The organism is Pseudomonas sp. WS 5410, assembly GCF_012985645.1.
GTDB classification, from domain to species: Bacteria; Pseudomonadota; Gammaproteobacteria; order Pseudomonadales; family Pseudomonadaceae; genus Aquipseudomonas; species Aquipseudomonas shahriarae.
On the sequence record NZ_JAAQWS010000010.1, the window covers coordinates 97,664 to 123,378 of the forward strand.

Sequence of the window (25,715 nt, forward strand, 5' to 3'; positions counted from 1 at the left end):
CCCTCGGCGTGGTAACAGGGAGAAAACTCCATGAAGATGTTGCGTATTCCGTTGTTGATGATCGGTCTGCTGCTCTGTTCCCAAGGGTTTGCGGCCACTGCCCAGCAAAACAAAATGACCACCTGCAATGCCGAAGCCTCGACCAAGACCTTGAAGGGCGACGAGCGCAAGGCCTTCATGAAAACCTGCCTCTCGGCCCCGGCCGCCAACGACGCCAAGACCCTGACCCCGCAGCAGCAAAAAATGAAGGACTGCAACGCGTCGGCAAAAACCAAGGCGCTGACCGGCGATGCGCGTAAAACCTTTATGAGCACCTGCCTCAAAGGCTGACCCGCTTAAATACCCCTGTGGGAGCGGGCTTGCCCGCGATTGCGGTGTGTCAGCCGGCGAGATATCGACTGAGCCAGCGCCATCGCGGGCAAGCCCGCTCCCACAGTCGATGGCGTTTACAGCCATCAGACTTCTCGCTTGATTGTCCCAAGGCTGGCAGACTGCCCATCCTTTAACGCCGTTCGTTTAGAGGCTGTATGCCAACGTTTTCTCAGCGTCATGTGTTGTTGCTGGCCAGCTACATCATCATTTTCGGCGGCTTGTTGCTGGTCCTACCGTTAAAACTGCTGCCCAGCCTGTTGGCCGGCCTGCTGGTTTTCGAACTGGTCAACATGCTCACCCCGCAGCTGCAACGCCTGATCGAAGGCCGGCGTGCGCGCTGGCTGGCGGTGGCGTTGCTTGGCACTGTGATTGTCAGCGCGCTGACCCTGATTTTCGCTGGTGCCATCAGTTTCCTGCTGCACGAAGCGGAAAACCCCGGGGCCTCCCTCGATAAATTCATGGGCGTGGTCGACCGCGCGCGCGGCCAGTTGCCGCCGTTCCTCGACGCCTACCTGCCAGCCAGCGCCGCCGAGTTTCGCGTGGCCATCGGCGAATGGCTGAGCAAGCACCTGAGCGAACTGCAACTGGTGGGCAAAGACGCCGCCCATATGTTCGTAACCTTGCTGATCGGTATGGTCCTGGGGGCGATCATCGCCCTGCAGCGGGTGCCCGACCTGACCAAGCGCAAACCCCTGGCCGCCGTGCTGTTCGACCGCCTGCACCTGCTGGTCCAGGCCTTTCGCAACATTGTCTTCGCGCAAATCAAAATTGCCGCCCTCAACACCATCTTCACCGGGATATTCCTCGCGGTGGTGCTGCCGCTGGCGGGGATCCACCTGCCGCTGACCAAGACCCTGATCGTCCTCACCTTCCTGCTGGGCCTGCTGCCGGTGATCGGCAACCTGATGTCCAACACCCTGATCACCATCGTCGCGTTGTCGGTGTCGATCTGGGTGGCGGTGGCGGCGCTGGGCTACCTGATCGTGATCCACAAGGTTGAGTACTTCCTCAATGCGCGCATCGTCGGCGGGCAGATCAGCGCCAAGTCGTGGGAGTTGCTGTTGGCGATGCTGGTGTTCGAGGCAGCCTTTGGCCTGCCGGGAGTGGTGGCGGGGCCGATCTACTATGCGTATTTGAAGAGTGAATTGAAGCTGGGCGGGATGGTTTAGAGAGCCGCGGTAGGGGGCTGCCTTTGGCTCACACCTGTTATTTCTGACAGTAGACCCACCACGGGTTTGCTGGTCTGCTCCTGAGTGCGGAATATCATTTTTCGTTTCGACAGGAGCTAAATCATGTCTTTGCCTACGGTAGATGCCAGCAGCTTTGAAAGTCGTGTGCTCAAGGCCACGACCCCAGTGATTGTGCTGTTCAGTAATGCCAGCAAGCCCTCTTCAAACAGAATGGTCGTGACATTGGAGGCTGCAGCCCGGGATCAGGGCACGGCTATTGAGTTCCTCGACAAGACGCTGGAAGTCAATGGTCCGATCGAGAAGACGCCTGCTTATGACGTGCAGTCCGCGCCAACCACGCTGTTTTTCCGGGACGGAAAATTAGTCCGTACGGTCGTCGGTTTTTATGACTATGCCGATACCTTCAAGGCATGGGTCGATCAGTTGGCCACAGGCAAGTTGTGATGAATCGCCCCGTGCCATCACGAGGCGATTTCTTCACTCAGTAGCCGTAACGCTTACTGGCCTCAATCGCCAGCCCGCTGCCGATACTGCCGAAGATGTTGCCTTCCACGTGCCGGGCATTGGGCAACATCGCCGAGATGCTCTGGCGCAGGGCCGGGATGCCGCTGGAGCCGCCGGTGAAGAACACCGTGTCGACCTGGGCCACATCCACCGAGGCGTCGTCGAGCAGTTGGGTCACGCTGTTGCGCACCCGTTCCAGCAGGTTGTCGATGGAGGACTCGAACAGGGCGCGGCTCAGTTCCACGCTCAGGCCCGGTTCTACCCGGTCCAGCGGCACATGGCGGCTGTCCTCGTGGGTGAGGTGGATCTTGGTCTCTTCGACTTCCATGGCCAGCCAGTGGCCGGCACGCTGTTCGATCAGCTTGAACAGGCGGTCGATGCCGCCGGTGTCTTCGATGTCGTAGCGCATGCTGCCCAGGGCCAGCTGGGATTTTTGCGAGTACACCGAGTTGATGGTGTGCCAGGTGGCCAGGTTCATATGGTGGCTGGTGGGCATGTAGGCGCCGCTTTTCATGCGGCTGCCGTAGCCGAACAGCGGCATCATGCCCGCCAGCGAGAGCTGTTTGTCGAAGTCGGTACCGCCGATATGCACGCCGCCGGTGGCGAGGATGTCGTCGTGGCGGTTGTCATGCTTGCGTCGCTCGGGCGACAGGCGCACCAGGGAGAAGTCAGAGGTACCGCCGCCGATGTCGACAATCAGTACTAACTCTTCTTTTTCAATGGTGGACTCGTAGTCGAAGGCCGCGGCAATCGGCTCGTACTGGAACGAGACCTCCTTGAAACCGAGCTTGCGGGCCACGTCCACCAGGGTGTCTTCGGCCTCTTTGTCGGCCATCGGGTCGTCGTCGACGAAAAATACCGGGCGGCCCAGCACCACTTCTTCAAATTCACGGTCGGCGGTGGCTTCGGCGCGGTTCTTGAGTTGGCCGATAAACAGGCCCAACAGGTCCTTGAACGGCATGGCCGTGCCCAGCACGCTGGTGTCGTGCTTGATCAGCTTGGAGCCCAGCAGGCTTTTGAGCGAGCGCATCAGGCGGCCTTCGTAGCCTTCCAGGTACTCGTGCAGCGCCAGGCGGCCGTACACCGGGCGGCGTTCTTCGAAGTTGAAGAACACCACCGACGGCAGGGTGATCTTGTCGTCCTCCAGCGCAATAAGCGTTTCCATGCCGGGACGGATCCAGCCGACAGTGGAGTTGGACGTGCCGAAGTCGATGCCGCAGGCACGGGCTGGGGAGGTGTTGTTCATGTCTAACAGGTTCCGGTTAAAAAACGGCCGCGCAGTGTATGTCACTCGCGTGCAGATGCGTAGGCCGACTATCCGCTAAATACAGCAGACTTGTTACCTTGAAAGGTCGGCTCCTTGCCCCCAACTCCTGTGCATACGGTTGGTGGCTGTCGAAAGGATCAAGTTTGTCCTGCAAGCCGCCGATATTTTTCTGACGCACCTCGAATCGCCCCGCAATGCCCCGGCAGGCAGGGCTCGACTGTGCGATCTCGATAACGGATGGTGATGCCCCCATGGATTTCAAAGACTATTACAAGATTCTTGGTGTCGAGCCGACGGCCGATGACAAGCAAATCAAGGCCGCTTATCGCAAGCTGGCCCGTAAGTATCATCCCGACGTCAGCAAGGAAAAGGACGCGGAAGAGAAGTTCAAGGACGCCTCGGAAGCCTATGAAGCGCTGAAAAGTGCCGACAAGCGCGCCGAATATGACGAATTGCGCCGCTATGGCCAGCACGGTCAACCTTTCCAGGGGCCGCCAGGCTGGCAGAGCCGTGGCGGGTTTGGCGGTGGCCAGGACACGGGCGAGTTTTCGGACTTCTTCAGCTCGATCTTTGGTTCGCGTGGCAACGGCTTCGGCGGCGCTCAAGGGCGCAGCCCCGGCCGTCGCGGCCAGGATGTGGAGATGGAGCTGCCGGTGTTCCTGGAAGAGACGCTGTCTACCGAGTCCAAGGCGATCAGCTTCCAGGTGCCGCAATACAATGCGGCGGGCCAGCACGTCAGCAACACCACCAAGAGCCTGAACGTGAAGATCCCGGCCGGCGTGGCCGATGGCGAGCGCATCCGCCTCAAGGGCCAGGGCGCACCGGGGATTGGTGGCGGCGCGAATGGCGACCTGTACCTGATCATCCGCTTTGCGCCGCATCCGAAGTTTGAGGTGGAAGGCGAAAACCTGGTGATTAATTTGCCGCTGGCACCGTGGGAATTGGCCCTGGGTGCAGAAGTCGCGGTGCCGACCCTGACCGGCAAGATCAACCTCAAAGTCCCGGCCGGCAGCCAGAATGGCCAGCGCATGCGGGCCAAGGGCCATGGCTTGCTGAACAAGGCCGGGCAGCGCGGGTATCTGTTTGTGCAGCTCAAGGCAGTGATGCCAAAAAGCAGCGACGAAGAGGTCAAGGCGCTGTGGCAGGAATTGGCGAAAAAGGCCAACTTTGATCCACGGGAAACCTGGAGCCGCTGACAGCTCCCACAGGGATCGGCGGCGCCTCTCAATCTGTGTCAGGAACGCAAGTTTACTGTGGGAGCTGTCGAGCACTGGCGAGGCTGCGATGGCGGCGGCATTGCCAGCGTGGATGTTGGCTGACCCACCGCTATCGCAGCCTCGCTAAAGCTCGACAGCTCCCACAGGGATTGGCGGCGCCTCTCAGTCTGTGTCAGGAACGCAAGTTTATTGTGGGAGCTGTCGAGCCCCGGCGAGGCTGCGATGGCGGCGGCATTGCCAGCGTGGATGTTGGCTGACCCACCGCTATCGCAGCCTCGCTAAAGCTCGACAGCTCCCACAGGGATTGGCGGCGCCGCTCAATCTGTGTCAGGAACGCAAGTTTACTGTGGGAGCTGTCGAGCCCCAGCGAGGCTGCGATGGCGGCGGCATTGCCAGTATTGATGTTGGCTGAGCCACCGCTATCGCAGCCTCGCTAAAGCTCGACAGCTCCCACAGGGATTGGCGGCGCCTCTCAATCTGTGTCAGGAACACAAGTTTACTGTGGGAGCTGTCGAGCCCCAGCGAGGCTGCGATGGCGGCGGCATTGCCAGCGTTGATGTTGGCTGAGCCACCGCTATCGCAGCCTCGCTAAAGCTCGACAGCTCCCACAGGGATTGGCGGCGCCTCTCAATCTGTGTCAGGAACACAAGCCCAATGTGGGAGCTGTCGAGCTCCGGCGAGGCTGCGATGGCGGCGGCATTGCCAGCGTTGATGTGCAGCCTCGCTATCGCTCGACACACAAAGGATTTGCGTGGCCTATCGGCGTGGCAGTACCACGGTAAACGTGGTGCCCGCCGCCTCGCTGGACGCCACTTCAATCGTGCCTCGGTGGGCCTGCACCACTTCCTTGACGATAAACAACCCCAGCCCAAGGCTGGTCGAGTTGCTGCCCAGTTCTTCAGTGGCGCTGCGCACCAGCGGGTCGAATACGGTACCTAGCGCCGCCTGGGGAATCGGCGGGCCAAAGTTGTGCATGCGCAGTTCCACGCTGTCGGCGGTGCCGTCGAGGCTCAGGGTCGGCACCTGGCCGTTGAGCCCGTGTTGTAACGCATTGCCGATCAGATTCTGCAGCAGTTGATCAATGCGCCCGCGATCCCACTGCCCTTGGGTGTCCCCGTCGGTATGCAAGTGAACCTGGCAATCCGGGCGGCCTGCGCACGCTTCGGCGATGGCCTCCCTGGCTGCATCGGCCAGGTTCATCGGTTTGGGCTCGATCGGCAGGCTGCTGCCCAGCCGGCTGCGCACAAACTCCAAGAGATCGCTGACCATCGCTCCCATATGCCGGGCGCCATTCTGGATATTGCCCACCAGGCTCAGGCCTTTGCTGTCCAGCGGGGCTTTGCGCAACAACATCTCGGTGGACATCTTCACCGCCTGCAAGGGGGCGCGCAGGTCGTGGCCGAGGATGGCGAGGAAGATATCCCGCGAGCGATTGACCTGCTCGGCGTAGGCCGCCGTGGATTCGGCCAGGGCTTCGTCGATGGCTTCGTTGAAGCGGATCATGTCTTGGAAATAGGTCAGCTCTGGCGATTCCAGGTGATTGACCCACAGGCGGATCACGCAAGCGCGCAGGTGGCGGAACTCGGAGGTCATCTGTACCAGGTCAAAGCCAACGGTATGGCGCAGCTCGCCATGGCTGGCGGCGGCTTCGTCCAGGCTCGGGGTTTTTTCCAGGCCTTCGCCCTTGGCCTTGGCCGCCTGTTCGCTGGCGCTCTGGCGGGTGTTCATGTCCCGCGCAGCGGCCAGCAGGATGGAGTGCGCGTGGTCGCGCAGTTGCGTGCGGTTCAGGGTTTCGGCGGCCGGGGTCAAGGTTTCGGCAAACTGTTCCCATTCATCGACGATCCGGTCGGCATGTAACACGATGAATTCGGATAGGCGCATAGCCAGGTTCCCAAGTGCAAGACAGTGAAGAAGCGTGGCGCATCGTAGCGCCTTACACCTCTTCGCTTCACTGGCACGGCGGGTATCTGCCGATGAACGGTCAGAACAGGAAGTAACGCTGGGCCATCGGCAGCACGTCCGCCGGCTCGCACCACAACAGTTCGCCATCGGCCTTGACCTGGTAGGTCTGCGGGTCTACGTCGATGTCTGGCAGGTAGTCGTTGTGGATCAGGTCGGTCTTCTGCACCTGGCGGCACCCCTTGACCACGGCGATCTGCTTCTTCAGGCCCAACGCCTGCGGCAGGCCCTCGGCCAGCGCCGCCTGGCTGATAAACGTCAGGCTGGTGGCGTGCAGCGAGCTGCCGAAGCTGGCGAACATCGGGCGGTAGTGCACCGGCTGCGGGGTGGGGATCGAGCCGTTGATATCGCCCATCAGGCTGGACGCAATTGCCCCGCCCTTGAGGATCAACGTGGGCTTGATGCCGAAGAACGCCGGGCGCCACAACACCAGGTCGGCCCATTTGCCGACTTCGATGGAGCCCACTTCATGGCTGATACCGTGGGTGATCGCCGGGTTGATGGTGTACTTGGCGATATAGCGCTTGGCGCGGAAGTTGTCATTGCCCTCGCCGTCGCCGGGCAGCGGCCCGCGCTGTTTCTTCATCTTGTCGGCGGTTTGCCAGGTGCGCATGATCACTTCGCCTACGCGGCCCATGGCTTGGCTGTCGGAGCTGATCATCGAAAAGGCGCCGAGGTCATGCAGGATGTCTTCGGCGGCGATGGTCTCGCGGCGGATGCGGCTTTCGGCGAAGGCCACGTCCTCGGCAATGCTTGGGTCGAGGTGATGGCAGACCATCAGCATGTCCAGGTGTTCGTCGATGGTATTGCGGGTGAACGGCCGGGTCGGGTTGGTGGAGCTGGGCAGCACGTTGGGGAAGCCGCAGGCCTTGATGATATCCGGCGCATGCCCGCCGCCGGCACCCTCGGTGTGATAGGTGTGGATGGTGCGGCCCTTGAGGGCGGCGAGGGTGGTTTCGACAAAACCCGACTCGTTGAGCGTGTCGCTGTGGATTGCCACCTGCACGTCGTACTCGTCGGCCACGCTCAGGCAGTTGTCGATGCTGGCCGGGGTGGTGCCCCAGTCTTCATGCAGCTTCAAGCCAATCGCCCCGGCCTTGACCTGCTCGATCAAAGGCTCGGGCAGGCTGGCGTTGCCCTTGCCGGTAAAGCCCAAGTTCATCGGAAACGCCTCGGCTGATTGCAGCATGCGCGCCAGGTGCCATGGGCCGGAGGTGCAGGTGGTGGCGTTGGTGCCGGTGGCCGGGCCCGTGCCGCCGCCGATCATGGTGGTGACGCCACTGGTCAGCGCCTCTTCGATCTGCTGCGGGCAAATGAAGTGCACATGGGTGTCGATGCCGCCGGCGGTGAGGATCATGCCTTCGCCGGCAATCACCTCCGTGCTGGCGCCGATGGCCAGGGTCACGCCGGGCTGGATATCCGGGTTTCCGGCCTTGCCGATCCCGGCGATGCGGCCATTTTTCAGGCCGACGTCGGCCTTGACGATGCCCCAGTGGTCGATGATCAGCGCGTTGGTGATGACCGTGTCGACCACCTCGGCGGCCAGCAGTTGGCTCTGGCCCTGGCCGTCCCGGATGACCTTGCCGCCGCCGAACTTCACTTCTTCGCCGTAGGTGGTGAAGTCCTGTTCGACTTCGATCCACAGCTCGGTATCGGCCAGGCGGACCTTGTCGCCGACGGTGGGGCCGAACATGTCGGCGTAGGCTTGGCGGCTGATTTTCATTGGGGTGTCCTGAAAAATTTGTGTTGATCGTTCCCACGCTCTGCGTGGGGATGCATCCGCTGACGCTCTGCGTCACGACGTTAAGAGCGGGACGCGGAGCGTCCCAGGCGGCGTTCCCACGCGGAGCGTGGGAACGATCAGTCAGTCGAGGTCGCCCATGATCCGTCCGGCAAAGCCAAACACCCGGCGCAACCCTGCCAGCTCCACCAACTCCACCTCGCGACTCTGCCCCGGTTCAAAGCGCACCGCCGTGCCCGCCGGGATGTTCAGGCGCATGCCGCGGCTGAGGGCGCGGTCAAAGGTCAGCGCGTCGTTGGTCTCGAAAAAATGGTAATGGGAGCCGACCTGGATCGGCCGGTCGCCACTGTTGGCCACGCTCAGGCTCAATGTGCGCCGGCCCACATTCAATTCGATGTCGCCAGGCTGGATCTGGAATTGGCCAGGAATCATGCAGGTTGCCCCAGGGTCTTGTAGTAGATGGCGGTCGGGCTGTAGCGCCCGTCCGGGCTTTGGCAGTAGTCCGGCAGCTCGCCGATTTTGGTGTAGCGCAGGGCCTGGTAGAAGGCTTCGGCGGGGGAGCCAGCTTCGGTGTCCAGGTACAGCAGGCCGCGCTTGTGCTGGCGCGCGCACAGCTCCAGGGCGCTCATCAATTGCTGGCCGAGGCCGTGGCGCCGGGCGTCATTGCGCACCAATAGTTTCTGCACCTCGGCACGGTTGAGGCCATTGGCTTTCTGGCACAGCGCCAGTTGCACGCTGGCCAGGACTTGCTCATTACGCACCACCACCCACAGCAACACGCTGGCGTCCTCGACGCCGGCTTGTACGCCATCGAAGTAGCTGCGCGCCTGGGCCGCGTCGAGGTCGGCCATGAAGCCTACCGATGCGCCGTGCTGCACGGCGTCCAGCAACAACTCAATCAAGCCCTGGCGGTAATGGGCAAAACTTTCGGCATTCACTCGACGCAGTTGGGCAGCGTTCATCGCTATTACTCCTTGTGAACCGCCGGCGGCTGGGCGCCGGGGTTGAGCAGCAGTTGCATAAAGGTCAGGTCCAGCCAGCGGCCAAACTTGGTGCCTACCTGGGCCATCTGCCCGGTGACACTGAAGCCCAGGCGCTCATGCAGGCGGATCGAGGCCTGGTTGCCGCTTTCGATGGCGGCGACCATCACGTGTTTGTCGCAGGCCCTGGCGCGTTCGATCAGTGCCTGCATCAGCAAGGGGCCAAGGCCTTTGCCGCGTTGGTCGTTGCGCACGTACACCGAATGTTCGACGGTGTGGCGAAAACCGTCGAAGGGCCGCCAATCGCCGAACGAGGCATAGCCGACCACCTCCTCGGCTTCCACCGCCACCAGAATCGGATAGCACTGCGCCTGGCGCGCACTGAACCAGGCCTGGCGATTGCCCAGGTCCACGGGTTGGTCGTTCCAGATGGCGGTGCTGTTGAGCACGGCATCGTTGTAGATATCGCAGATGGCCGGCAGGTCGCCGTGTACCGCGTCACGAATCAGCAAGGACATGGCCGGGCCTCAGGCGATGGGTTGGTGGACGGTCACCAGTTTGGTGCCGTCCGGGAAAGTGGCTTCAACCTGGATATCCGGGATCATCTCCGGGATGCCTTCCATCACTTGCTCGCGACTGAGCAGGGTGGTGCCAAAGTGCATCAGGTCGGCCACGGTGCGCCCGTCGCGCGCGCCTTCAAGCAGGGCGGCGGAGATATAGGCGATAGTTTCCGGGTAATTGAGCTTCACCCCGCGCGCCAGGCGACGCTCGGCCACCAGGCCTGCGGTGAAGATCAGCAGTTTGTCTTTTTCCCTTGGGGTCAGGTCCATGGTCAGCAGTCCGTCATAAAAAGCATTCTAAAAAACACCGAAGATTCATTGTGGGAACCCGCTCCCACACAAGCCCGGTTCCACCTTCATGTGTTCCAAATTCTTGGGGGTACAGCCTCACGCCCCAGCAGTGCCGGGCGCAACAGTCGCCATAAATCAATCAACCACGCCCGCGCCAGCAGGGTCTCGCTGGCCAGGCAGCGCGCCACCAGCAAGCCCGGCAACTGGGTCAGGTCGCCGCGTACTGCATGGGGCAGGGCGCGACACTGTTCCAGCAGTTCACTGTCGATTTCACCGGTCACCAGCAAGGTGGCAAACACCGGCTGGCCATCCAGGCCGATCGGCGAGTCGAGTAGGCCGTCGTCGCCGACGATGCGCTGGCGCTCATGCCAGAGCAACTGGCCGTCGCGGCGGATGTCCAGGTGCGACTGGAAGTGCCCGCGCTCGAAACGCTCGCCACTGGCCGGGCGCCCCAGCGCCACCACATCCCAGTACAACAGCCGGGCGTCGCCGTGCAGGTCGATACGGGTGCTGAGTTCGGCCTGGGCCGCACTGAACACGATGGTTTCCTGGGGCAGCCACTCCAGGGTGGCGCCGGCCTCGACCGTCAAAGCCACCTGCTGATAGGCCGGCCCGCTGGCGCGGTACCACTTGGCGGCGCCGGGGCTGGTCAATTGCGCCCACGCGCCCTCAGCCAGGTGGGCGGTGATCTCCAGGCGATCCCCTCCGGCAATCCCGCCCGGCGGGTGCACGATGATGTGCTGGCACACCTCGGGGCCTTCGGCGTACAGGTGCTTTTGCACCCGCAGCGGGCCCAGGTGGCGGCGCATCACCGGGCGTGTGCTGGCGCCGAAGCGTGCATAGCCCAACTCCAGCGCGGCGTGCCAGCTGGGGGTGAACAGGGCGGTGGGGGCAGGAACGGTCATGGTCAGGGCTTTATCAACGGGACGCTACAGATTAGATGGTAACCAGGCCGCGTACACCGTCGGCCTCCATATTTTCACCACGGCCCTGCTGGACGATCTCACCCCGGGACATCACCAGGTATTGATCGGCCAGTTCGGCGGCAAAATCGTAGAACTGTTCCACCAGCAAAATCGCCATGTCGCCGCGCTCGGCGAGCTTCTTGATCACCGCGCCGATCTCCTTGATCACCGACGGCTGGATACCTTCGGTGGGCTCATCGAGGATCAACAGGCGCGGACGGCTGGCCAGGGCGCGCCCGATGGCCAGTTGTTGCTGTTGCCCACCGGACAGGTCGCCACCGCGCCGGTGCTTCATTTGCAGCAGCACGGGGAACAGCTCGTAGATAAACGCCGGGACTTGCTTGGCTTCGCTGCCGGGAAAACGCGACAGGCCCATCAGCAGGTTTTCTTCCACCGTCAGCCGGCCGAAAATTTCGCGGCCCTGGGGCACGTAGGCGATGCCGGCGTGTACCCGCTGGTGCGGCTTGAAGCCGGTGATGGCCTTGCCTTCCCAGTTCACCGCGCCTTCCTTGGCGGGCAGCAGGCCCATCAGGCATTTGAGCAGGGTGGTCTTGCCCACGCCGTTACGGCCGAGCAGGCAGGTGACTTCACCGACTTTCACGTCGAACGAAAGGCCGCGCAGGATGTGGCTGCCGCCGTAGTACTGGTGCAGCTTGTCGACTTGCAACATGTTCAAACTCTCCTCAAATCCCTAGTAGGAACCGGATCAACTGTGGGAGCTGGCTTGCCTGCGATGGCATCACCTCGGTCCATCAGACATACCGAGTTGTCTGGATCGCAGCGATGCGGCGATCCGACAAGGCAGCTCCCACATTTGATTTGGTTCCCACAGTAAGCGGTCTGTGTCTGGCTCAACGACCGAGGTATACCTCGATCACCCGCTCGTTTTCCTGCACCTGCTCCAGCGACCCTTCGGCCAGCACGCTGCCCTGGTGCAGCACCGTCACATGGTCGGCAATCGAGCCGACAAAGCCCATGTCGTGCTCCACCACCATCAGCGAATGCTTGCCCGCCAGGCGCTTGAACAGTTCGGCGGTGAACTCGGTCTCGGCGTCGGTCATGCCGGCCACCGGCTCGTCGAGCAGCAACAGTTGCGGGTCTTGCATCAGCAGCATGCCGATTTCCAGGAACTGCTTCTGGCCGTGGGACAGCAAGCCGGCCGGGCGCTGTACCGACGTGGTCAGGCGAATAGTGTCGAGCACCTCCTCAATGCGGTCTTTCTGTTCACCGCTCAGACGCGCGCGCAGGCTGGCCCACACCGATTTGTCGGTCTTCTGTGCCAGCTCCAGGTTCTCGAACACGCTCAGGGCCTCGAACACCGTGGGCTTCTGGAACTTGCGGCCGATACCGGCCTGGGCGATCTGCACTTCGCTCATGCGCGTCAGGTCCAGGGTTTCACCGAACCACGCCTTGCCGTGGCTGGGGCGGGTCTTGCCGGTGATCACGTCCATCAGCGTGGTCTTGCCCGCGCCGTTGGGGCCGATGATGCAGCGCAATTCGCCGACGCCGATGTACAGGTTCAAGTCGTTGAGGGCCTTGAAACCATCGAAGCTGACGCTGATATCTTCCAGGGTCAGGATCGTGCCATGGCGGGTATTGAGGCCCTTGCCGGCGGCCTGGCCGAGACCGATGGCGTCGCGGCTGGTGCCCTGGTCGCGGTTCGGTTCGATGATCGGTTCGAGCATGAACTGGTCGGTTGCCGTGACTCTCATTGTTCGCCCCTTTTCTTCAGCAGGCCGATGATGCCCTTGGGCAGGTACAGGGTGACGATAATGAACAGTGCCCCCAGGAAGAACAGCCAGTACTCCGGGAAGGCCACGGTGAACCAGCTCTTCATGCCGTTGACCACGCCGGCACCCAGCAGTGGGCCGATCAGTGTGCCGCGCCCGCCCAGGGCCACCCATACGGCGGCTTCGATGGAGTTGGTCGGCGACATTTCACTGGGGTTGATGATGCCCACTTGCGGCACGTACAGCGCCCCGGCGAGGCCGCACAGCACCGCGCTCAACACCCACACAAACAGCTTGAAGCCACGCGGGTCATAGCCGCAGAACATCAGACGGTTTTCCGCGTCGCGCAGGGCCGTCAGCACCCGCCCGAACTTGCTCCGGGCCAGGCGCCAGCCGATAAACAGGCTGCCCACCAACAGCAGCACCGTGGCCAGGAACAGCACCGCACGGGTACCGGGCTCGGTGATACCGAAGCCCAGGATGCTGCGGAAGTTGGTAAAGCCGTTATTGCCGCCAAAGCCGGTCTCGTTGCGGAAAAACAACAGCATCCCGGCAAAGGTCAGGGCCTGGGTCATGATCGAGAAATACACGCCCTTGATCCGCGAGCGAAAGGCGAAAAAGCCGAACACCAGCGCCAGCAAACCCGGGGCCAACACCACCAGGCACAGGGCCCAGAGGAAGTGCTGGGTGCCGAGCCAATACCACGGCAGTTCGGTCCACGACAGGAAGGTCATGAACGCCGGCAACTCGCTGCCGGCGGCTTGGCGCATCAGGTACATGCCCATGGCATAACCGCCTAGGGCAAAAAACAGGCCGTGCCCCAGGGACAACATACCGGCGTAGCCCCACACCAGGTCCAGGGCCAGGGCGACGATGGCGTAGCAGAGGATCTTGCCCACCAGCGTCAGGGTGTAGGCCGAGACATGCAATGCGTTATCGGCAGGCAGCAGCGACAGCAGCGGCAACGCCAGCAGCACGGCGAGGATCACCACACCCACCGCGATCGTTACCTTGGGGCCGGCCTTTTGCGCGGCTGTAAGCATCAATGGCTGGTTCATCAGTCGATCACCCGTCCTTTCAGTGCGAAGAGTCCTTGCGGGCGTTTCTGGATAAACAGAATGATCAGCGCGAGGATCAGGATCTTGCCGAGTACGGCACCGATCTGCGGTTCGAGAATCTTGTTGGCGATCCCCAGGCCAAAGGCGGCCATGACGCTGCCGGCCAACTGGCCGACCCCGCCGAGCACCACCACCAGGAACGAGTCGATGATGTAGCTCTGGCCCAGGTCTGGGCCGACGTTGCCGATCTGGCTCAGGGCCACGCCACCTAAGCCGGCGATACCCGAGCCGAGGCCAAAGGCGAGCATGTCCACACGCCCGGTGGGCACGCCGCAGCAGGCGGCCATGTTGCGGTTCTGGGTCACGGCACGCACGTTGAGGCCCAGGCGGGTCTTGTTCAGCAGCAGCCAGGTCAGCACCACCACGCACAACGCAAAGCCGATGATCACGATGCGGTTGTACGGCAGCACCAGGTTGGGCAGCACCTGGATCCCGCCCGACAGCCAGGCCGGGTTGGCCACTTCGACGTTCTGTGCACCGAACAGCAGGCGCACCAGTTGGATCAGCATCAGGCTGATGCCCCAGGTGGCGAGCAAGGTTTCCAGGGGGCGGCCGTAGAGGTGACGGATCACCGTGCGTTCCAGGGCCATGCCGATGCCGGCGGTGACAAAAAACGCCACCGGCAGCGCGATCAGCGGGTAGAACTCGATTGCCTGGGGCATGTAGCGCTGCATCAGCAACTGCACCACGTAGGTGGAGTAGGCACCGAGCATCAACATCTCGCCGTGGGCCATGTTGATCACCCCGAGCAAGCCGAAGGTGATCGCCAGGCCCAGGGCCGCCAGCAGCAGGATCGAACCCAGGGACATGCCGCTGAAGGCTTGCCCGAGGATCTCGCCCACCAGCAACTTGCGCTTGACCTGGGCCAGGCTGGTTTCGGCGGCGGTGTGCACCCCGGCATCGGTTTCCACGCCGGGCGCCAGCAAGGCTTCCAGGCGCGTGCGGGCCAGCGGGTCGCCGGTGCTGCCAAGCAGGCGCACGGCAGCCAGGCGCACGGCCGGATCGGGGTCGACCAGTTGCAGGTTGGCGAGGGCCAGGCTCAGGGCACTGTGGACGTCGTCGTCGGCTTCGCTGGCGAGTTGCTGGTCGAGGAATTTCAGTTGCGCAGGCTGCGCGCTTTTTTGCAGGGTCCGCGCAGCGGCCAGGCGCACCGTGGGATCGGCGGCGAGCAGTTGTTGGCTGGCCTGCACATTATCGATCAGGCCGCGCAGGCGGTTGTTCAGGCGCACGGTCTTGGGTTCGCCGTTGACCGTGAGTTGGCCTTGTTGCAGGGCGTTGACCAACTCGATGCGCGCCGGGTCAGGCTGGGCGGCCCAGTCCTGCAACAGCTTGGCTTGTTGGCTCGGGTTGGCGGCGAGGAAGTCTTCGGCATCACCGGCGTGTGCGGCCAGGGGCAGCAGCAGCAGGCAGGCCAGGAGGAAGCGGTGGAGGGCAGTGGGCATAAACAAATGTCCTGGTCATGCGCGGACTAGGTTTATGTGGGAGCGGCGGTGCGACGACTCGACCTGCTCCCACATTTGATCTGTGGTGCGGTTTAGTTGCTCTTCACCGCGTGATCCGGCTTCTTGTCATTGCCAGGGATGTACGGGCTCCACGGCTGGGCACGGATCGGCCCTTCGGTCTGCCACACCACCGAGAACTGGCCGTCGGACTGGATCTCGCCAATCATCACCGGCTTGTGCAGGTGGTGGTTGGTCTTGTCCATGGTCAGGGTGTAGCCCGACGGTGCCGCAAAAGTCTGGCCGGCCAGGGCTTCGCGCACCTTGTCGACGTCGGTGGACTTGGCTTTCTCAGCGGCCTGCGCCCACATATGGATGCCGACGTAGGTGGCTTCCATCGGGTCGTTGGTCACCGCTTTATCGGCGCCCGGCAGGTTGTGTTTCTTGGCGTAGGCTTTCCAGTCGGCGACGAACTTGGCGTTGACCGGGTTCTCTACCGACTGGAAGTAGTTCCACGCCGCCAGGTTGCCCACCAGCGGCTTGGTGTCGATGCCGCGCAGTTCTTCTTCGCCCACCGAGAACGCCACCACCGGTACCTCGGTCGCCTTCAGGCCCTGGTTGGCCAGTTCCTTGTAGAACGGCACGTTGGAGTCGCCATTGACCGTGGAGACCACGGCGGTCTTGCCGCCCGCCGAGAACTTTTTGATGTTGGCCACGATGGTCTGGTAATCGCTATGGCCGAACGGGGTGTAGACCTCTTCGATGTCCTTGTCGGCCACGCCTTTGGAGTGCAGGAACGCACGCAGGATCTTGTTGGTGGTGCGCGGGTACACGTAGTCGGTGCCCAGCAGGAAGAAACGCTTGGCGCTGCCGCCTTCTTCGCTCATCAGGTATTCCACCGCCGGGATCGCCTGCTGGTTCGGCGCGGCGCCGGTGTAGAAGACGTTGGGCGACATCTCTTCGCCTTCGTATTGCACCGGGTAGAACAGCAGACCGTTGAGTTCTTCGAACACCGGCAGCACCGATTTACGCGACACCGAGGTCCAGCAGCCGAACACCACCGCGACCTTGTCCTGGGTCAGCAACTGTCGGCCCTTCTCGGCGAACAGCGGCCAGTTGGAGGCCGGGTCGACCACCACCGCTTCGAGCATCTTGCCGTTCACTCCGCCCTTGGCGTTGATCTCGTCGATGGTCATCAGCGCCATGTCCTTGAGGGACGTTTCGGAAATGGCCATGGTCCCGGACAGCGAATGCAGGATGCCGACCTTGATGGTCTCGGCGGCCTGGACGGTCCAGGTCAGGCCCATGGCGGCAATGGATGCCGACAGAGTGAAAGCCTTGATCAAGCTGCGACGCTTCATGGTGCGATCTCCAGAACTGATTATTTTCATGAGGGCAGATAGGGGCATTGCTGGAGCGTTTGCAAAGGCTGTGCCTAGTGCCTGCACCGCGCGGTTGCAGGGGCTATCGACTGGGTGGGCAAGGCACGCTGCACCAAGTGAGGGCCTGTTTTGCATGCTGGTGCGTGAGGCGCGCCCGAATAGGGCAGGGCGCGACGGCAGATAACTATCTAGCGCCCCCTGCCAGGCCGCAGCGGTGATTATTTGGCTGGCTGTGTGGCCAGCGTCTGGCCACAGCGATTATCCAATTGGAGGGGATGTCATGGAGCGACCTAAACGCGGCTGGTTCGGGGGCGGTTTGCAGTCAGATGCGGTGCTGCCGCCAGTGGGGCCGGCCTTTGCCAGCATGGATGATGCGGCTCGTTATGCTCATCAGCAGATTGGTCGGCGGCGGGATGTGGAGTACGGCGGAGTGATTCTGGAGAGCCTGGCGGATGGTTACTTTCATTCCACCGAGCCCATCGCCGGGGAGCGCAATAGTTTCGATCACTGGAAGGTACTGAAAGTCGACAGCAATGGGCAGTACCTGGCCCCGGAAGGCTATCGGTGTGTGGCCGACTACCACTCTCACCCCGATCTGTTCGATGAGTTCGAAGCCAATAATCCGCAGTTTTCCGATCGTCAGGTCCGGGCGCTGAACGGCTTTTTTTCGGACATTGATCTGGCCATCAATATTCTGGAGCGCGGTTTTTTCTCTGCGTCCTATCTGTCTGCTCCCGACGGCGCGTTGCTCAAGCATGTCACCAGCGGCTCGGAAGAGGAGCGCCGTTTCGGGGTCTGGCTTGATCAAAAGCTGCACTTCAATCATGAGGACGGGATCCCCGACAACAAACCGGAAAGCCTTATCAAGAAGGTGCTCAGTGTCAGCCAACTGTCCTTTGTGGTGTCCAGTCCCTTGTGGGGCGGTTCGGTGGGCACCGTTCCCAAGCAGTGGCAGGCGTATTCACCCTTTGCTTCACACACCTACGACCTGCCTGCCTGCGGGCCTGTCCAGGCGGGACTGACGGCTGCGTTGGCGGTGCTGCAGGCGCGCAGCCCCCAGCGGACACGGCCGGTGTTTATCCTCAAGCACGTCGACAAAGAAGACTATGTGCTGAGCGAACCCCAGGCCGATGGCGCACCGGCGCTGTCGGTTCAACAGCTCTTCCCGCGCACCCCGGATGGCAAGCGCGTGGTGCACGACCATTTTCATTGGGTCGGGGTCTATCTGGGAAAAACCCCGACGCCAGTGCGGCTCGCCGCCCTGGAACCCTGGCTGTACCGTAACTTCTTTACTCCGCTTGAGCTGGCGACCCAGCTTTATCAGGGGCACCAGGCCACGGATTTACTGGGGCCGGGGCGCCAGCTGTGGTTCTATCGCAACCTCAACGATGGCGCGTTGTTGCGATACACCTGTGGGTTTTCGGCGGCTGAGACGGAGCTTTTTCGCGTCGCGCCCAGCGGGCGGGTGGTGGATAACCAGATTGATTCGGCGCTGCTTGCCGGCACGTTGCGGCCGCGGGATTTTGTACTGCGCGTGGCAGCGGCCGGGCATTTGGCGGTGATCCGGGCAGGGAAGATCTGGGACAAGGTTGGCCCGGTCGATGGGCACTGGCGTGCTTGTTCGTTGATTCCCAAGCCCGTCTTGAGCCCGCCTTTTGCCACGGCCGACGATGCTGCCCGCTGGGCCCACAATCGGATCGGCGAGCGGCGTGACAAGGAGTATGGCGGCGCGGTACTGAAACAGGGCGGGTGTTATTTCGCCACTGAGCCGGTGGCCGGTGCGTCCATTCAGTTTGATTTCCGCACCATCATGGCCACCGACGAGCATGACTACTTCATTGCACCGTCGCCCTATGACTGCCACGCCTTCTACCATTCGCATCCGGCAGGCTCCGCTGGGGAACAACAGCTGCATGAACAGTTTTCCGCCGACCAGGTCAGGGTGTTTATCAGCTTTTTCTCGTCGGCCGACCAGGCGTTTATCATCGGTAACCGTGAGTTCGCCCCGGCCCACTATCTCTCGGGGCCGGAGGGCTCTTTGCTCAAGTACATGAGCAGCGGCTCGGCAGCGGAGCAGAAGCTGCTCAAGCAACTGACCGGCGAGCTGGAGATCGAGCCATTCACTGACTTTGAAGGGGCCATCTGGGGCTTTGCGGATGTTGGAGACCTGCGGGTGGTTTTGCCCAATCGTGTCTGGGGCGGTGCTCGCGGTCGGATATCCAGAGGCTGGCGTCTCGGCAACCCGGTCGCCCCCGCCGGCAGTGTGCAGGAACAGCCGTTCTTTACACCGGTCGCCGGCATGGGGCATGTGGCGGCGCTGATCGCCCTGAATAATCTCGACTCGCTGCCGCCTGCTGCGTACCAGGGGTTTGTTCTCAAGCATCAGACCCGCTCGTCGTATGTCGCGACGTTACCGGTGGCGGCGGGCTCGACCCTGGCAAGCCTGTTCCCGACCCGCGCCGACGGTCAGCCGAAATTGCTCTCTAACTATCGGGTGGTCGGCGTTTACCGTAACGCACCGCGCTTCGAGCCCGGGCAGTTGCCGGCCAGCGAAGCCTGGTTGTACAAGCGCTTTGCCAGCCCGGCGCTGTGGGTGGACGCCATGACTCAGGCCATCGCCACCTTCGGCCTGCAAATCGCCGGACTGGGGTTCAAGCTGTATCTGCAGACCGCCGACAATGCGCTGCTGCATTGGCAGGTGCCGAGTGCGCAGGCCGCCAACGAACTGTTCAGCGTGGCGGGCCAGGCAGTAACCGACAACGGCAACCAGGCCGCCTTGCTCGATGGCTCGCTGACCCCGCGCGAGTTCGTGCGCCGGGTTATCCGCGCTGGCGAGTTGGTGGTGCTTCAGCAGGGCGGGTTATGGAACGTCCTGGGGCCGCTGCATGACCTTGAGCAACTGCCGTTGGGCTCGGGCGCCATGGTGCTCAGTGCCTCGTTCCTGACGGCCGATGACGCCGCACGCCATGCCCACGAGAAGATCGGCTTTCGCCGTGGGACCGCTCTGGGTGGCTACCTCCTCAAGAAGACCGACGGGCGGTTTGTGTTCACTGATCCGGTGAGCATCCACGGTGACGGCTTTGCCTCCGACCTGCTGCTGCCGACACAGGGCAGTGGCTTGCTGGTGCCCCCGGCGGGTTATGAAATTTATGCCCGCTACGCGTCCCATGCGGCTTTGTCCTTGAGTGACCTGGGGCGCCAGCGGCGTCTTGGCTGGACCCCTGCCGACCTGGAGGTGAATATCACGATGTTCTCGGACAGGGAGATCCGCTCGGTGATCGAATCCCGGCAGCCGGCCTATCTGAGCGGGTCGCCGAACAACCTGATCGGCTACACCCCCAGTGGCTCGGCCAATGAATTGCTGGTGCTGAACAACACCACCCGCGAGCCGGGCCAGCATGGGTATTTCGAACGGTTGGAAACCGGCAAGCTCAAGCCCGTGGACATTGTCAGCCGCCTGGCGGAGGCGGGCAATCTGCAGGTGCTGATTCGCAGCCAGTTGTGGGGGCCGCGTGGCAAGGTCTACAACGACTGGACGCCCAACTTCGAGTACGCCGAAGTGGCTCTGCAAGCCCCGGCGTTTGGTGCGATTTTCAACAGCCAGGACGCGGCGGCACTCAACGCCCACGTTCGCTGGTACGGCAGGAACCTGGATGCCCAGGGAGGGGCGGCCTACATCCTCAAACACCCGCAACGCGATGAATTCGTGGTCAGTGAACTGTTGCCGGTCAAGCCGGACGGGCGTTGGTTGAGTGATTCCACCCGAGGCGCCGGGTATCTGGCCGGTGGCGATTTCGCCAAGGGGTTTGTCCTGGTGGGCCTGCTGTATTCACAGCAATGGCTGCCCGTGGGGCTATCCACGACAGAGGCCTGGCTGACGAGTTTTTTTGTCACGCCCGAGGTGTTGTTGCGTGCTGAAGAGGATGCCCGGAATTTACCGCGGTCTTCCACCACTCCCGTGCTGCCGGTGTATTTTTCGACGTTGGACGGGGCCTTGCTGCGGTATCAGCCCCAGGCTTCGTCATTGCTCAAGCAGAGTAGTGGCGGGGACGGTGTGACGATCCAGGGCATGAGCCTGCGCAATGGCTCCCTGGATACCCGCCGCTATATTTCGCTGATTGCCAAGGCCGGGGACTTGCGGGTGTTGTACAGCAGCCAGTGCTGGGACCGACGGGGCCCGGTGAGCGAAAACGCTGTGTTATGGCGGCCCTACAGGAACTTTGTCCGTCGTCGCCTGGGGCCGGCTTTCCAGGAGCAGGATGATGCGGTGCGGCATGTGCGCTCGCAGCTGAGCAATCACGATAGCGGAGGGATGGGGGGGGTGATCCTCAAACGCCCTGACGGCCTGTTCGTGGCGACCGAACCGTTGAGGGTGCCTCGGGAAGATTTCGATCCCAAGTGGATCCTGCCGGATGAAGTGGTCGCCTCCGGGGGCTTTCCGGCGGGACACACGATTGTCGCGCGCTACCGCACCAGCCCGGTGCGGGAGTTGCCGTTTGCTCTGGAGGTCACGCAAAAAAACGTCTATCGCAACATGCTCTCCACCCGGGTGATCAGTTCATCGTTGCAGTCCCCGGACACGCGCCTGACCCGTGAGTATCTATTGGGCAGTGACGGCTGTGTGCTCAGTTACACCCGAAGCCATACAGTCCTGGAGGATGACCTGAAAAAGGCCTTGCTGCCGTTGACGCTCGAACGGGCGGAACTGTTGGATAACCTTGTCGAGCGCCAGATGCGCGATGGCACGCTGACCCCGGTCGAGTTTGTTTCCCGGTTGGGCCAGGCCGGTGTATTGCGGGTCGTGGAGGGGAGCCAGGTGTGGGGCCTGCCGCGCAGGATCAGCACCCCGTTCATTGCCAACCTTGACCGACCTGAGCCGTTATTGATCAGGAACTCGCTGGCCGATCCGCCGTTCAGCCCGGTCTTCACTCAGGAACAGGATGCCGTGCGCTATGCCCATGAGCACTGCAGGCACGGCGAAAGCCTACAGTTCGGCTACATCTTCAAGTCGCACAGATCGGGGCATTACATGGTCAGTCTGCCGCTGGTGCGCCAGAGCTATCGCGACTACAACCAGGTTTTCCCCCAGGGCCTGTTTCCCCAGGGCTATACGCTCGAAGGTTTCTACCTCTGTGCTACCCGGGAGGTTCTGACCGCGGAGGATGACCCGTTGCATCAGGCGTTCTTTCTGCCCTCGGATATTGATACGGGGATACGCTTCTCCATTCACGGGCTCAAGGACAAAAAACTAACGTTTTACCTGTCGTGCCTGGACGGCGCGCTGCTCAGGTATCAGTACCTTGGCACTGATGAGCAACTGGACACCCTGGGCACGCTACAGACCCTGCGTTTGCAGCTACTGCAGGGGGGCGCCCGCATGCTCGACTACGTGCGCAGCCTGATTGCCCGAGGCAATCTGGATATATTGATCGAGGGCCGGGTCTGGTCCGGCACTGTGCGGGTCGCCGCCGATTGGCGACCCGGTACGGGGGAAGGCTTTTTTGCAACCTGGCAGGCCTGTGGCCCGCTGTTTTCCCTTGCCGACGATGCAGCGCGCTCCATCCATCGCAGGCTCGCGCCGTATCGGGGGCGGGAGTACCTGGCCGCCGTATTGGGTAACCCCACGCGCACCTCGTTTGTCGGCACGCAACCATTGGCGGCCGGGCTCGATACGGCGCAGCAACTGGCACTTTTCTACACGGGGCCCGACGGGCCGGTACAGCCTCTGGTACAGCCGGTGGGCCGCCCGGTGCCGTTACCCGTGTTCCCATCGCGCTATGAAGTGGTCGCTGCCCAGCTTGTCTATAAAAGCATGCCGTCTACTCAAAGCAGTGATCCCAAGGAACAGAGGCTGATCAACAACTTTGTCGGCCCGACCCTCCTCGGATTCTATCTGCGCGTGGTACGTGCCCATGCGCAACGGCCAGCCAGCGTTTATCTGTCGGTTCGCGAAGGGGCGCTCCTCAAATACATCCCGAGTTTTTCCAGGATGGAAGAGGAAGTCATGGTGTTGGGCACCGGTCTTCAGCCCAGTGTCTTCTTGAAACGCGTGACCAGTAGCGGCGAGCTTTTTGTACTGGAGCGGGATGCCTTATGGCGGTACGAGGGACGCCTGTCAGACGCTCAGGTCGATACCCGCGACGACACGCAAACCGAAGAAATCCAGATGGATGAAGCGTTGAGGATACGCGACCGCGATGAGTTGTAAGGGCGAGGGTCAACCTGCCGATACGCCGCCGGTCGATGAGTGTTGAGGAGGCCTAGCGCCTGCGCATCAGGCCAATAAAAAACAGCCCGCCAATCGCCGCCGTGGCCACGCCTATCGGCAGGTCTTCGGGGGCGATCAGGGTGCGCGCGGCGACGTCCACCCAGACCAGGAACAGGCTGCCCACCAGCACGCACACCGGCAATAAGCGCCGGTGCTCGGCGCCCACCAGGCGCCGGGCGATATGCGGCACCATCAGCCCGACAAAGCCGATAGAGCCGCTGATCGACACCAGTACGCCGGTCATCAGCGAGGCAATCAAAAACACCCGCAGCCGTACCGTGCGGGCATTCAGGCCCAGGGTCACGGCGGTCTGCTCGCCGGCCATCAGCGCGTTCAGTGGGCGGGCCATGCCCAGCAGCAACAGCAGGCCCAACAGCACGGTGGCGCTGGGAATCGCCAGCAGTTCCCAGCGTGCCAGGCCGAGGCCGCCGAGCATCCAGAACATCACCGCCGACGCGGCGCGATGGTCGCCCATGAACAGCAGCAGATTGGCCGCCGCCATCATCACAAACGACACCGCCACGCCGCACAGCAACAGGCGATCACTTTCTAGCCGGCCGTTGCGACTGGCTACCGCCAGCACCACCAGCATGCTCAGCAAGGCGCCGATAAAGGCGGCGATGGGCAGGGTCAGCAGGCCGATGATCTGGCCGACATGCAGCACCACAATCACTGCGCCCAGAGTTGCGCCCGAGGTCACGCCCAACAGGTGCGGGTCGGCCAGCGGGTTGCGGGTGACTGCCTGCAAGACCGCGCCGATCAGCGCCAGCCCGGCGCCCACCAGTGCCCCAAGCACCATGCGCGGCACGCGGATCAGCCAGACGATATGCTCCTGGCCCACCGACCAATCCACTTCGCCGATCCCCAGGGCCTTGTACAACAGAATCCGCCACACCACGTCCACCGGCACCCGCGCCGAGCCGAAGCCCAGCGAGACCACACAGGACACCAGCAGCACCGCACCCAGGGCGGCGAGCAGCAGGGCATAGCGGCGCTCGATCATTGGCCGTGGAACCCCTTGGCCAGGGTTTCCACCGCCAGCACATTGTCGATGCCCGGCGTGGCCTGCACGTAGGGGATCACGATAAAGCGTCGCTGCTTGATCGCATCCACCGATTGCAGGGCCCGGTTATCCAACAGGAACTGGATTTTCTGCTCGGCAGTGATTTCGCTGTAGTCGACGATCACGATCACCTGGGGGTTACGCTCGACGACGGTCTCCCAATTGACCCGGGTCCAGCTGGCATCCACATCTTCGAGGATATTGCGCCCGCCGGCGGCAGCGATCAGCGCCTGGGGCATGCCCAGGCGGCCGGAGGTCATGGCGCGGTCTTCGCCGCTGTCGTAGAGAAATACCCGTGGCTGTTCGGCGGGCAGGGTTTTCTGCACGGCGCCGACCTGGGCCTGCATCCGGGCGATCAGGGCATTGGCGCGGTCCTGCACGTCGAAGATCCGGCCCAGGTTGCGCAGGTCGTTATAGGTGTCGTCCAGGGTCGCAGCCGGGCGCTTCATCACGAATGCGCACGACTCGGTCAATTCCAGCACGTTGATGCCCAACGGTTGCAGGGTTTGCGGGGTGAGGTCGCCACCGACGCGCATGCCGTAGTCCCAGCCGGCGAAGAAGAAATCCACGTTGGCATTGAGCAGGGTTTCCACCGACGGATACTTGGCCGCCAGCTCCGGCAGGCCGTCGAGAAGGGTGGCCATTTGCGGGGTCACCGCTTTCCAGCCGGTCACGCCGCTGTAGCCGACCATGCGCGACTTGAGGCCCAGGGCGAGCATCATCTGGGTCATGTTGATGTCGTGGCTGACCGCGTGTTCAGGGGCTTGATTGAAGGTTACCTCGCGGTTGCAGCTCTGGATCTTCAACGGGTAGCGGGTGGCTTCGGCAAAGGTCTGGGTTGCGCCGCACAGCAGGGTAAGGCACAGCAGGGAACGCAGGATCATGGTTGGGTTATCCAGGTGATTCGTGGGTAGCCGGACAAAGGGTGGGGGTCGATCAAGGCATCAACCCCGAACACCTCACGCAGCAGCTCGACGGTCAGTACTTGGTGGGGCGTGCCGCTGGCGACGATGCGGCCATGGTTGATCACGTACAGGCGATCACAGAAGGCCGCGGCCAGGTTCAGGTCGTGGATGCTGGCCAGGGTGCCGATCTGCAGGCGCTTGACCAGCTTGAGCAGCTCCAGCTGGTAGCGCGGGTCGAGGTGGTTGGTCGGCTCGTCGAGGATCAGCAGTTGCGGTTGCTGGGCCAGGGCGCGGGCGAGGATCACGCGCTGCTTTTCACCGCCGGACAGGGTGGCGAAGGCATGGTCTTCAAAGCCCAGCAGGCCGACGGACTCGAGGGCCTGTTGAATCAATTGGCGGTCGTGCAGGGTATCGCTGTCGAACAGCCCTTTGTGCGGAGTGCGGCCCATGGCGACCACTTCATCGACCCGTAGGCCGAAGGCATCGGGGAATTCCTGCAGCACCACGGCGATGCGCTGGGCGCACCAGCGCGAGGATTGCTTCCACACGTTCTGGTGATCGAGGTGCACTTCGCCCTGCTCGGGTTTGCTGAAGCGGTAGGCGCAGCGCAACAGGCTGGTCTTGCCGCTGCCATTGGGCCCGATCAACCCGACAAACTCCCCGGCACCCACCTGCAGGCTGGCATCACGCAGATGGAACTGGTGATGGCAGTGGCCATGCCCCAGGGGGGACCAAGCGAGGTGGTGAAGGTTGAGTGTGGGCAT

Annotated in this window: 21 protein-coding genes; 5 read left to right on the top strand and 16 right to left on the bottom strand. The window is 62.6% G+C overall.

Annotation, left to right across the window (positions count from 1 at the left end; translation table 11 throughout):
- Nucleotides 1–30: 30 nt before the first annotated feature.
- From HBO24_RS16205 to HBO24_RS16215, 3 genes are all read left to right on the top strand, one after another.
- Nucleotides 31–330, top strand: coding sequence for a PsiF family protein (locus HBO24_RS16205; protein ID WP_057437488.1), 300 nt, complete (start codon nt 31–33; stop codon nt 328–330).
- A 197-nt stretch (nt 331–527) separates the two neighbouring features.
- Nucleotides 528–1,541 (top strand): AI-2E family transporter, encoded by a 1,014-nt coding sequence (locus HBO24_RS16210; protein WP_057958180.1) that lies wholly within the window; start codon nt 528–530, stop codon nt 1,539–1,541.
- Nucleotides 1,542–1,664: 123 nt separating this feature from the next.
- On the top strand, nt 1,665–2,006 hold the full coding sequence (locus HBO24_RS16215) for a thioredoxin family protein (protein ID WP_057437492.1): 342 nt from the start codon (nt 1,665–1,667) through the stop codon (nt 2,004–2,006).
- Between the two features lie 37 nt (nt 2,007–2,043).
- Here the strand turns inward: HBO24_RS16215 and HBO24_RS16220 are convergent, their stop codons facing one another.
- Entirely contained in the window at nt 2,044–3,312 is a 1,269-nt protein-coding gene (locus HBO24_RS16220) for an Hsp70 family protein (protein ID WP_170059995.1), read from the bottom strand.
- Nucleotides 3,313–3,584: 272 nt separating this feature from the next.
- On the opposite strand from HBO24_RS16220, the gene HBO24_RS16225 reads away from it, so the two are divergent.
- The gene (locus HBO24_RS16225) at nt 3,585–4,529 is read left to right on the top strand and encodes a DnaJ C-terminal domain-containing protein (protein WP_057437496.1); all 945 of its coding nucleotides are present in this window, start codon (nt 3,585–3,587) and stop codon (nt 4,527–4,529) included.
- 777 nt (nt 4,530–5,306) lie between these two features.
- On the opposite strand, the gene HBO24_RS16230 is transcribed toward HBO24_RS16225, so the two are convergent.
- From HBO24_RS16230 to urtA, 12 genes are all read right to left on the bottom strand, one after another.
- On the bottom strand, nt 5,307–6,431 hold the full coding sequence (locus tag HBO24_RS16230; RefSeq protein WP_057958188.1) for a HAMP domain-containing sensor histidine kinase: 1,125 nt from the start codon (nt 6,429–6,431) through the stop codon (nt 5,307–5,309).
- A gap of 100 nt (nt 6,432–6,531) precedes the next feature.
- A complete protein-coding gene (gene ureC, locus HBO24_RS16235; protein WP_170059996.1) occupies nt 6,532–8,232 on the bottom strand; it encodes an urease subunit alpha in 1,701 nt (566 codons plus the stop codon).
- Nucleotides 8,233–8,373: 141 nt separating this feature from the next.
- Nucleotides 8,374–8,682, bottom strand: a complete 309-nt coding sequence (locus HBO24_RS16240) for an urease subunit beta (protein ID WP_057958190.1) — start codon at nt 8,680–8,682, stop codon at nt 8,374–8,376.
- Nucleotides 8,679–9,212 (bottom strand): GNAT family N-acetyltransferase, encoded by a 534-nt coding sequence (locus HBO24_RS16245; RefSeq protein WP_057437504.1) that lies wholly within the window; start codon nt 9,210–9,212, stop codon nt 8,679–8,681. Before HBO24_RS16245 ends, HBO24_RS16240 begins: the two co-directional genes overlap by 4 nt.
- 5 nt (nt 9,213–9,217) lie before the next feature.
- Nucleotides 9,218–9,748 (bottom strand): GNAT family N-acetyltransferase, encoded by a 531-nt coding sequence (locus tag HBO24_RS16250; RefSeq protein WP_115127280.1) that lies wholly within the window; start codon nt 9,746–9,748, stop codon nt 9,218–9,220.
- 9 nt (nt 9,749–9,757) lie between these two features.
- The gene (locus HBO24_RS16255; protein ID WP_032862374.1) at nt 9,758–10,060 is read right to left on the bottom strand and encodes an urease subunit gamma; all 303 of its coding nucleotides are present in this window, start codon (nt 10,058–10,060) and stop codon (nt 9,758–9,760) included.
- An 86-nt stretch (nt 10,061–10,146) separates the two neighbouring features.
- Nucleotides 10,147–10,986, bottom strand: coding sequence for an urease accessory protein UreD (locus HBO24_RS16260; protein WP_057444483.1), 840 nt, complete (start codon nt 10,984–10,986; stop codon nt 10,147–10,149).
- Between the two features lie 31 nt (nt 10,987–11,017).
- Nucleotides 11,018–11,716 carry an urea ABC transporter ATP-binding subunit UrtE gene (gene urtE, locus HBO24_RS16265; protein WP_170044485.1) on the bottom strand — a complete coding sequence of 233 codons (699 nt, stop codon included), beginning with the start codon at nt 11,714–11,716 and terminating at the stop codon, nt 11,018–11,020.
- Nucleotides 11,717–11,897: 181 nt separating this feature from the next.
- Nucleotides 11,898–12,731: an urea ABC transporter ATP-binding protein UrtD gene (gene urtD, locus HBO24_RS16270; RefSeq protein ID WP_169960030.1), complete on the bottom strand. Its 834-nt coding sequence runs from the start codon at nt 12,729–12,731 to the stop codon at nt 11,898–11,900.
- A gap of 23 nt (nt 12,732–12,754) precedes the next feature.
- Complete coding sequence (gene urtC, locus HBO24_RS16275; protein ID WP_057437513.1) at nt 12,755–13,834, bottom strand: urea ABC transporter permease subunit UrtC; 1,080 nt, start codon at nt 13,832–13,834, stop codon at nt 12,755–12,757.
- Nucleotides 13,834–15,336, bottom strand: a complete 1,503-nt coding sequence (gene urtB / locus HBO24_RS16280) for an urea ABC transporter permease subunit UrtB (RefSeq protein WP_128593127.1) — start codon at nt 15,334–15,336, stop codon at nt 13,834–13,836. Before urtB ends, urtC begins: the two co-directional genes overlap by 1 nt.
- A gap of 92 nt (nt 15,337–15,428) precedes the next feature.
- A complete protein-coding gene (urtA, locus tag HBO24_RS16285; protein ID WP_057437515.1) occupies nt 15,429–16,694 on the bottom strand; it encodes an urea ABC transporter substrate-binding protein in 1,266 nt (421 codons plus the stop codon).
- A gap of 301 nt (nt 16,695–16,995) precedes the next feature.
- On the opposite strand from urtA, the gene HBO24_RS16290 reads away from it, so the two are divergent.
- Nucleotides 16,996–22,923 carry a DUF4329 domain-containing protein gene (locus HBO24_RS16290; RefSeq protein WP_170059997.1) on the top strand — a complete coding sequence of 1,976 codons (5,928 nt, stop codon included), beginning with the start codon at nt 16,996–16,998 and terminating at the stop codon, nt 22,921–22,923.
- A gap of 52 nt (nt 22,924–22,975) precedes the next feature.
- On the opposite strand, the gene HBO24_RS16295 is transcribed toward HBO24_RS16290, so the two are convergent.
- Genes HBO24_RS16295 through HBO24_RS16305 form a run of 3 tightly spaced genes read right to left on the bottom strand, consistent with a single transcriptional unit; the run spans nt 22,976 to nt 25,715 of the window.
- Nucleotides 22,976–23,986: an iron ABC transporter permease gene (locus tag HBO24_RS16295; protein ID WP_169959872.1), complete on the bottom strand. Its 1,011-nt coding sequence runs from the start codon at nt 23,984–23,986 to the stop codon at nt 22,976–22,978.
- A complete protein-coding gene (locus HBO24_RS16300; RefSeq protein ID WP_170059998.1) occupies nt 23,983–24,930 on the bottom strand; it encodes an ABC transporter substrate-binding protein in 948 nt (315 codons plus the stop codon). The genes HBO24_RS16295 and HBO24_RS16300 overlap by 4 nt, the downstream gene beginning before the upstream one ends.
- Nucleotides 24,927–25,715, bottom strand: coding sequence for an ABC transporter ATP-binding protein (locus HBO24_RS16305; protein WP_170059999.1), 789 nt, complete (start codon nt 25,713–25,715; stop codon nt 24,927–24,929). The genes HBO24_RS16300 and HBO24_RS16305 overlap by 4 nt, the downstream gene beginning before the upstream one ends.

Excerpts from the sequence above, each read along its gene's own strand:
- HBO24_RS16205 (WP_057437488.1), top strand. The coding sequence starts at position 31 with ATGAAGATGTTGCGTATTCCGTTGTTGATGATCGGTCTGCTGCTCTGT.
- HBO24_RS16210 (WP_057958180.1), top strand. The coding sequence starts at position 528 with ATGCCAACGTTTTCTCAGCGTCATGTGTTGTTGCTGGCCAGCTACATC.
- HBO24_RS16215 (WP_057437492.1), top strand. The coding sequence starts at position 1,665 with ATGTCTTTGCCTACGGTAGATGCCAGCAGCTTTGAAAGTCGTGTGCTC.
- HBO24_RS16220 (WP_170059995.1), bottom strand. The coding sequence starts at position 3,312 with ATGAACAACACCTCCCCAGCCCGTGCCTGCGGCATCGACTTCGGCACG.
- HBO24_RS16225 (WP_057437496.1), top strand. The coding sequence starts at position 3,585 with ATGGATTTCAAAGACTATTACAAGATTCTTGGTGTCGAGCCGACGGCC.
- HBO24_RS16230 (WP_057958188.1), bottom strand. The coding sequence starts at position 6,431 with ATGCGCCTATCCGAATTCATCGTGTTACATGCCGACCGGATCGTCGAT.
- ureC (WP_170059996.1), bottom strand. The coding sequence starts at position 8,232 with ATGAAAATCAGCCGCCAAGCCTACGCCGACATGTTCGGCCCCACCGTC.
- HBO24_RS16240 (WP_057958190.1), bottom strand. The coding sequence starts at position 8,682 with ATGATTCCTGGCCAATTCCAGATCCAGCCTGGCGACATCGAATTGAAT.
- HBO24_RS16245 (WP_057437504.1), bottom strand. The coding sequence starts at position 9,212 with ATGAACGCTGCCCAACTGCGTCGAGTGAATGCCGAAAGTTTTGCCCAT.
- HBO24_RS16250 (WP_115127280.1), bottom strand. The coding sequence starts at position 9,748 with ATGTCCTTGCTGATTCGTGACGCGGTACACGGCGACCTGCCGGCCATC.
- HBO24_RS16255 (WP_032862374.1), bottom strand. The coding sequence starts at position 10,060 with ATGGACCTGACCCCAAGGGAAAAAGACAAACTGCTGATCTTCACCGCA.
- HBO24_RS16260 (WP_057444483.1), bottom strand. The coding sequence starts at position 10,986 with ATGACCGTTCCTGCCCCCACCGCCCTGTTCACCCCCAGCTGGCACGCC.
- urtE (WP_170044485.1), bottom strand. The coding sequence starts at position 11,716 with ATGTTGCAAGTCGACAAGCTGCACCAGTACTACGGCGGCAGCCACATC.
- urtD (WP_169960030.1), bottom strand. The coding sequence starts at position 12,731 with ATGCTCGAACCGATCATCGAACCGAACCGCGACCAGGGCACCAGCCGC.
- urtC (WP_057437513.1), bottom strand. The coding sequence starts at position 13,834 with ATGAACCAGCCATTGATGCTTACAGCCGCGCAAAAGGCCGGCCCCAAG.
- urtB (WP_128593127.1), bottom strand. The coding sequence starts at position 15,336 with ATGCCCACTGCCCTCCACCGCTTCCTCCTGGCCTGCCTGCTGCTGCTG.
- urtA (WP_057437515.1), bottom strand. The coding sequence starts at position 16,694 with ATGAAGCGTCGCAGCTTGATCAAGGCTTTCACTCTGTCGGCATCCATT.
- HBO24_RS16290 (WP_170059997.1), top strand. The coding sequence starts at position 16,996 with ATGGAGCGACCTAAACGCGGCTGGTTCGGGGGCGGTTTGCAGTCAGAT.
- HBO24_RS16295 (WP_169959872.1), bottom strand. The coding sequence starts at position 23,986 with ATGATCGAGCGCCGCTATGCCCTGCTGCTCGCCGCCCTGGGTGCGGTG.
- HBO24_RS16300 (WP_170059998.1), bottom strand. The coding sequence starts at position 24,930 with ATGATCCTGCGTTCCCTGCTGTGCCTTACCCTGCTGTGCGGCGCAACC.
- HBO24_RS16305 (WP_170059999.1), bottom strand. The coding sequence starts at position 25,715 with ATGCCCACACTCAACCTTCACCACCTCGCTTGGTCCCCCCTGGGGCAT.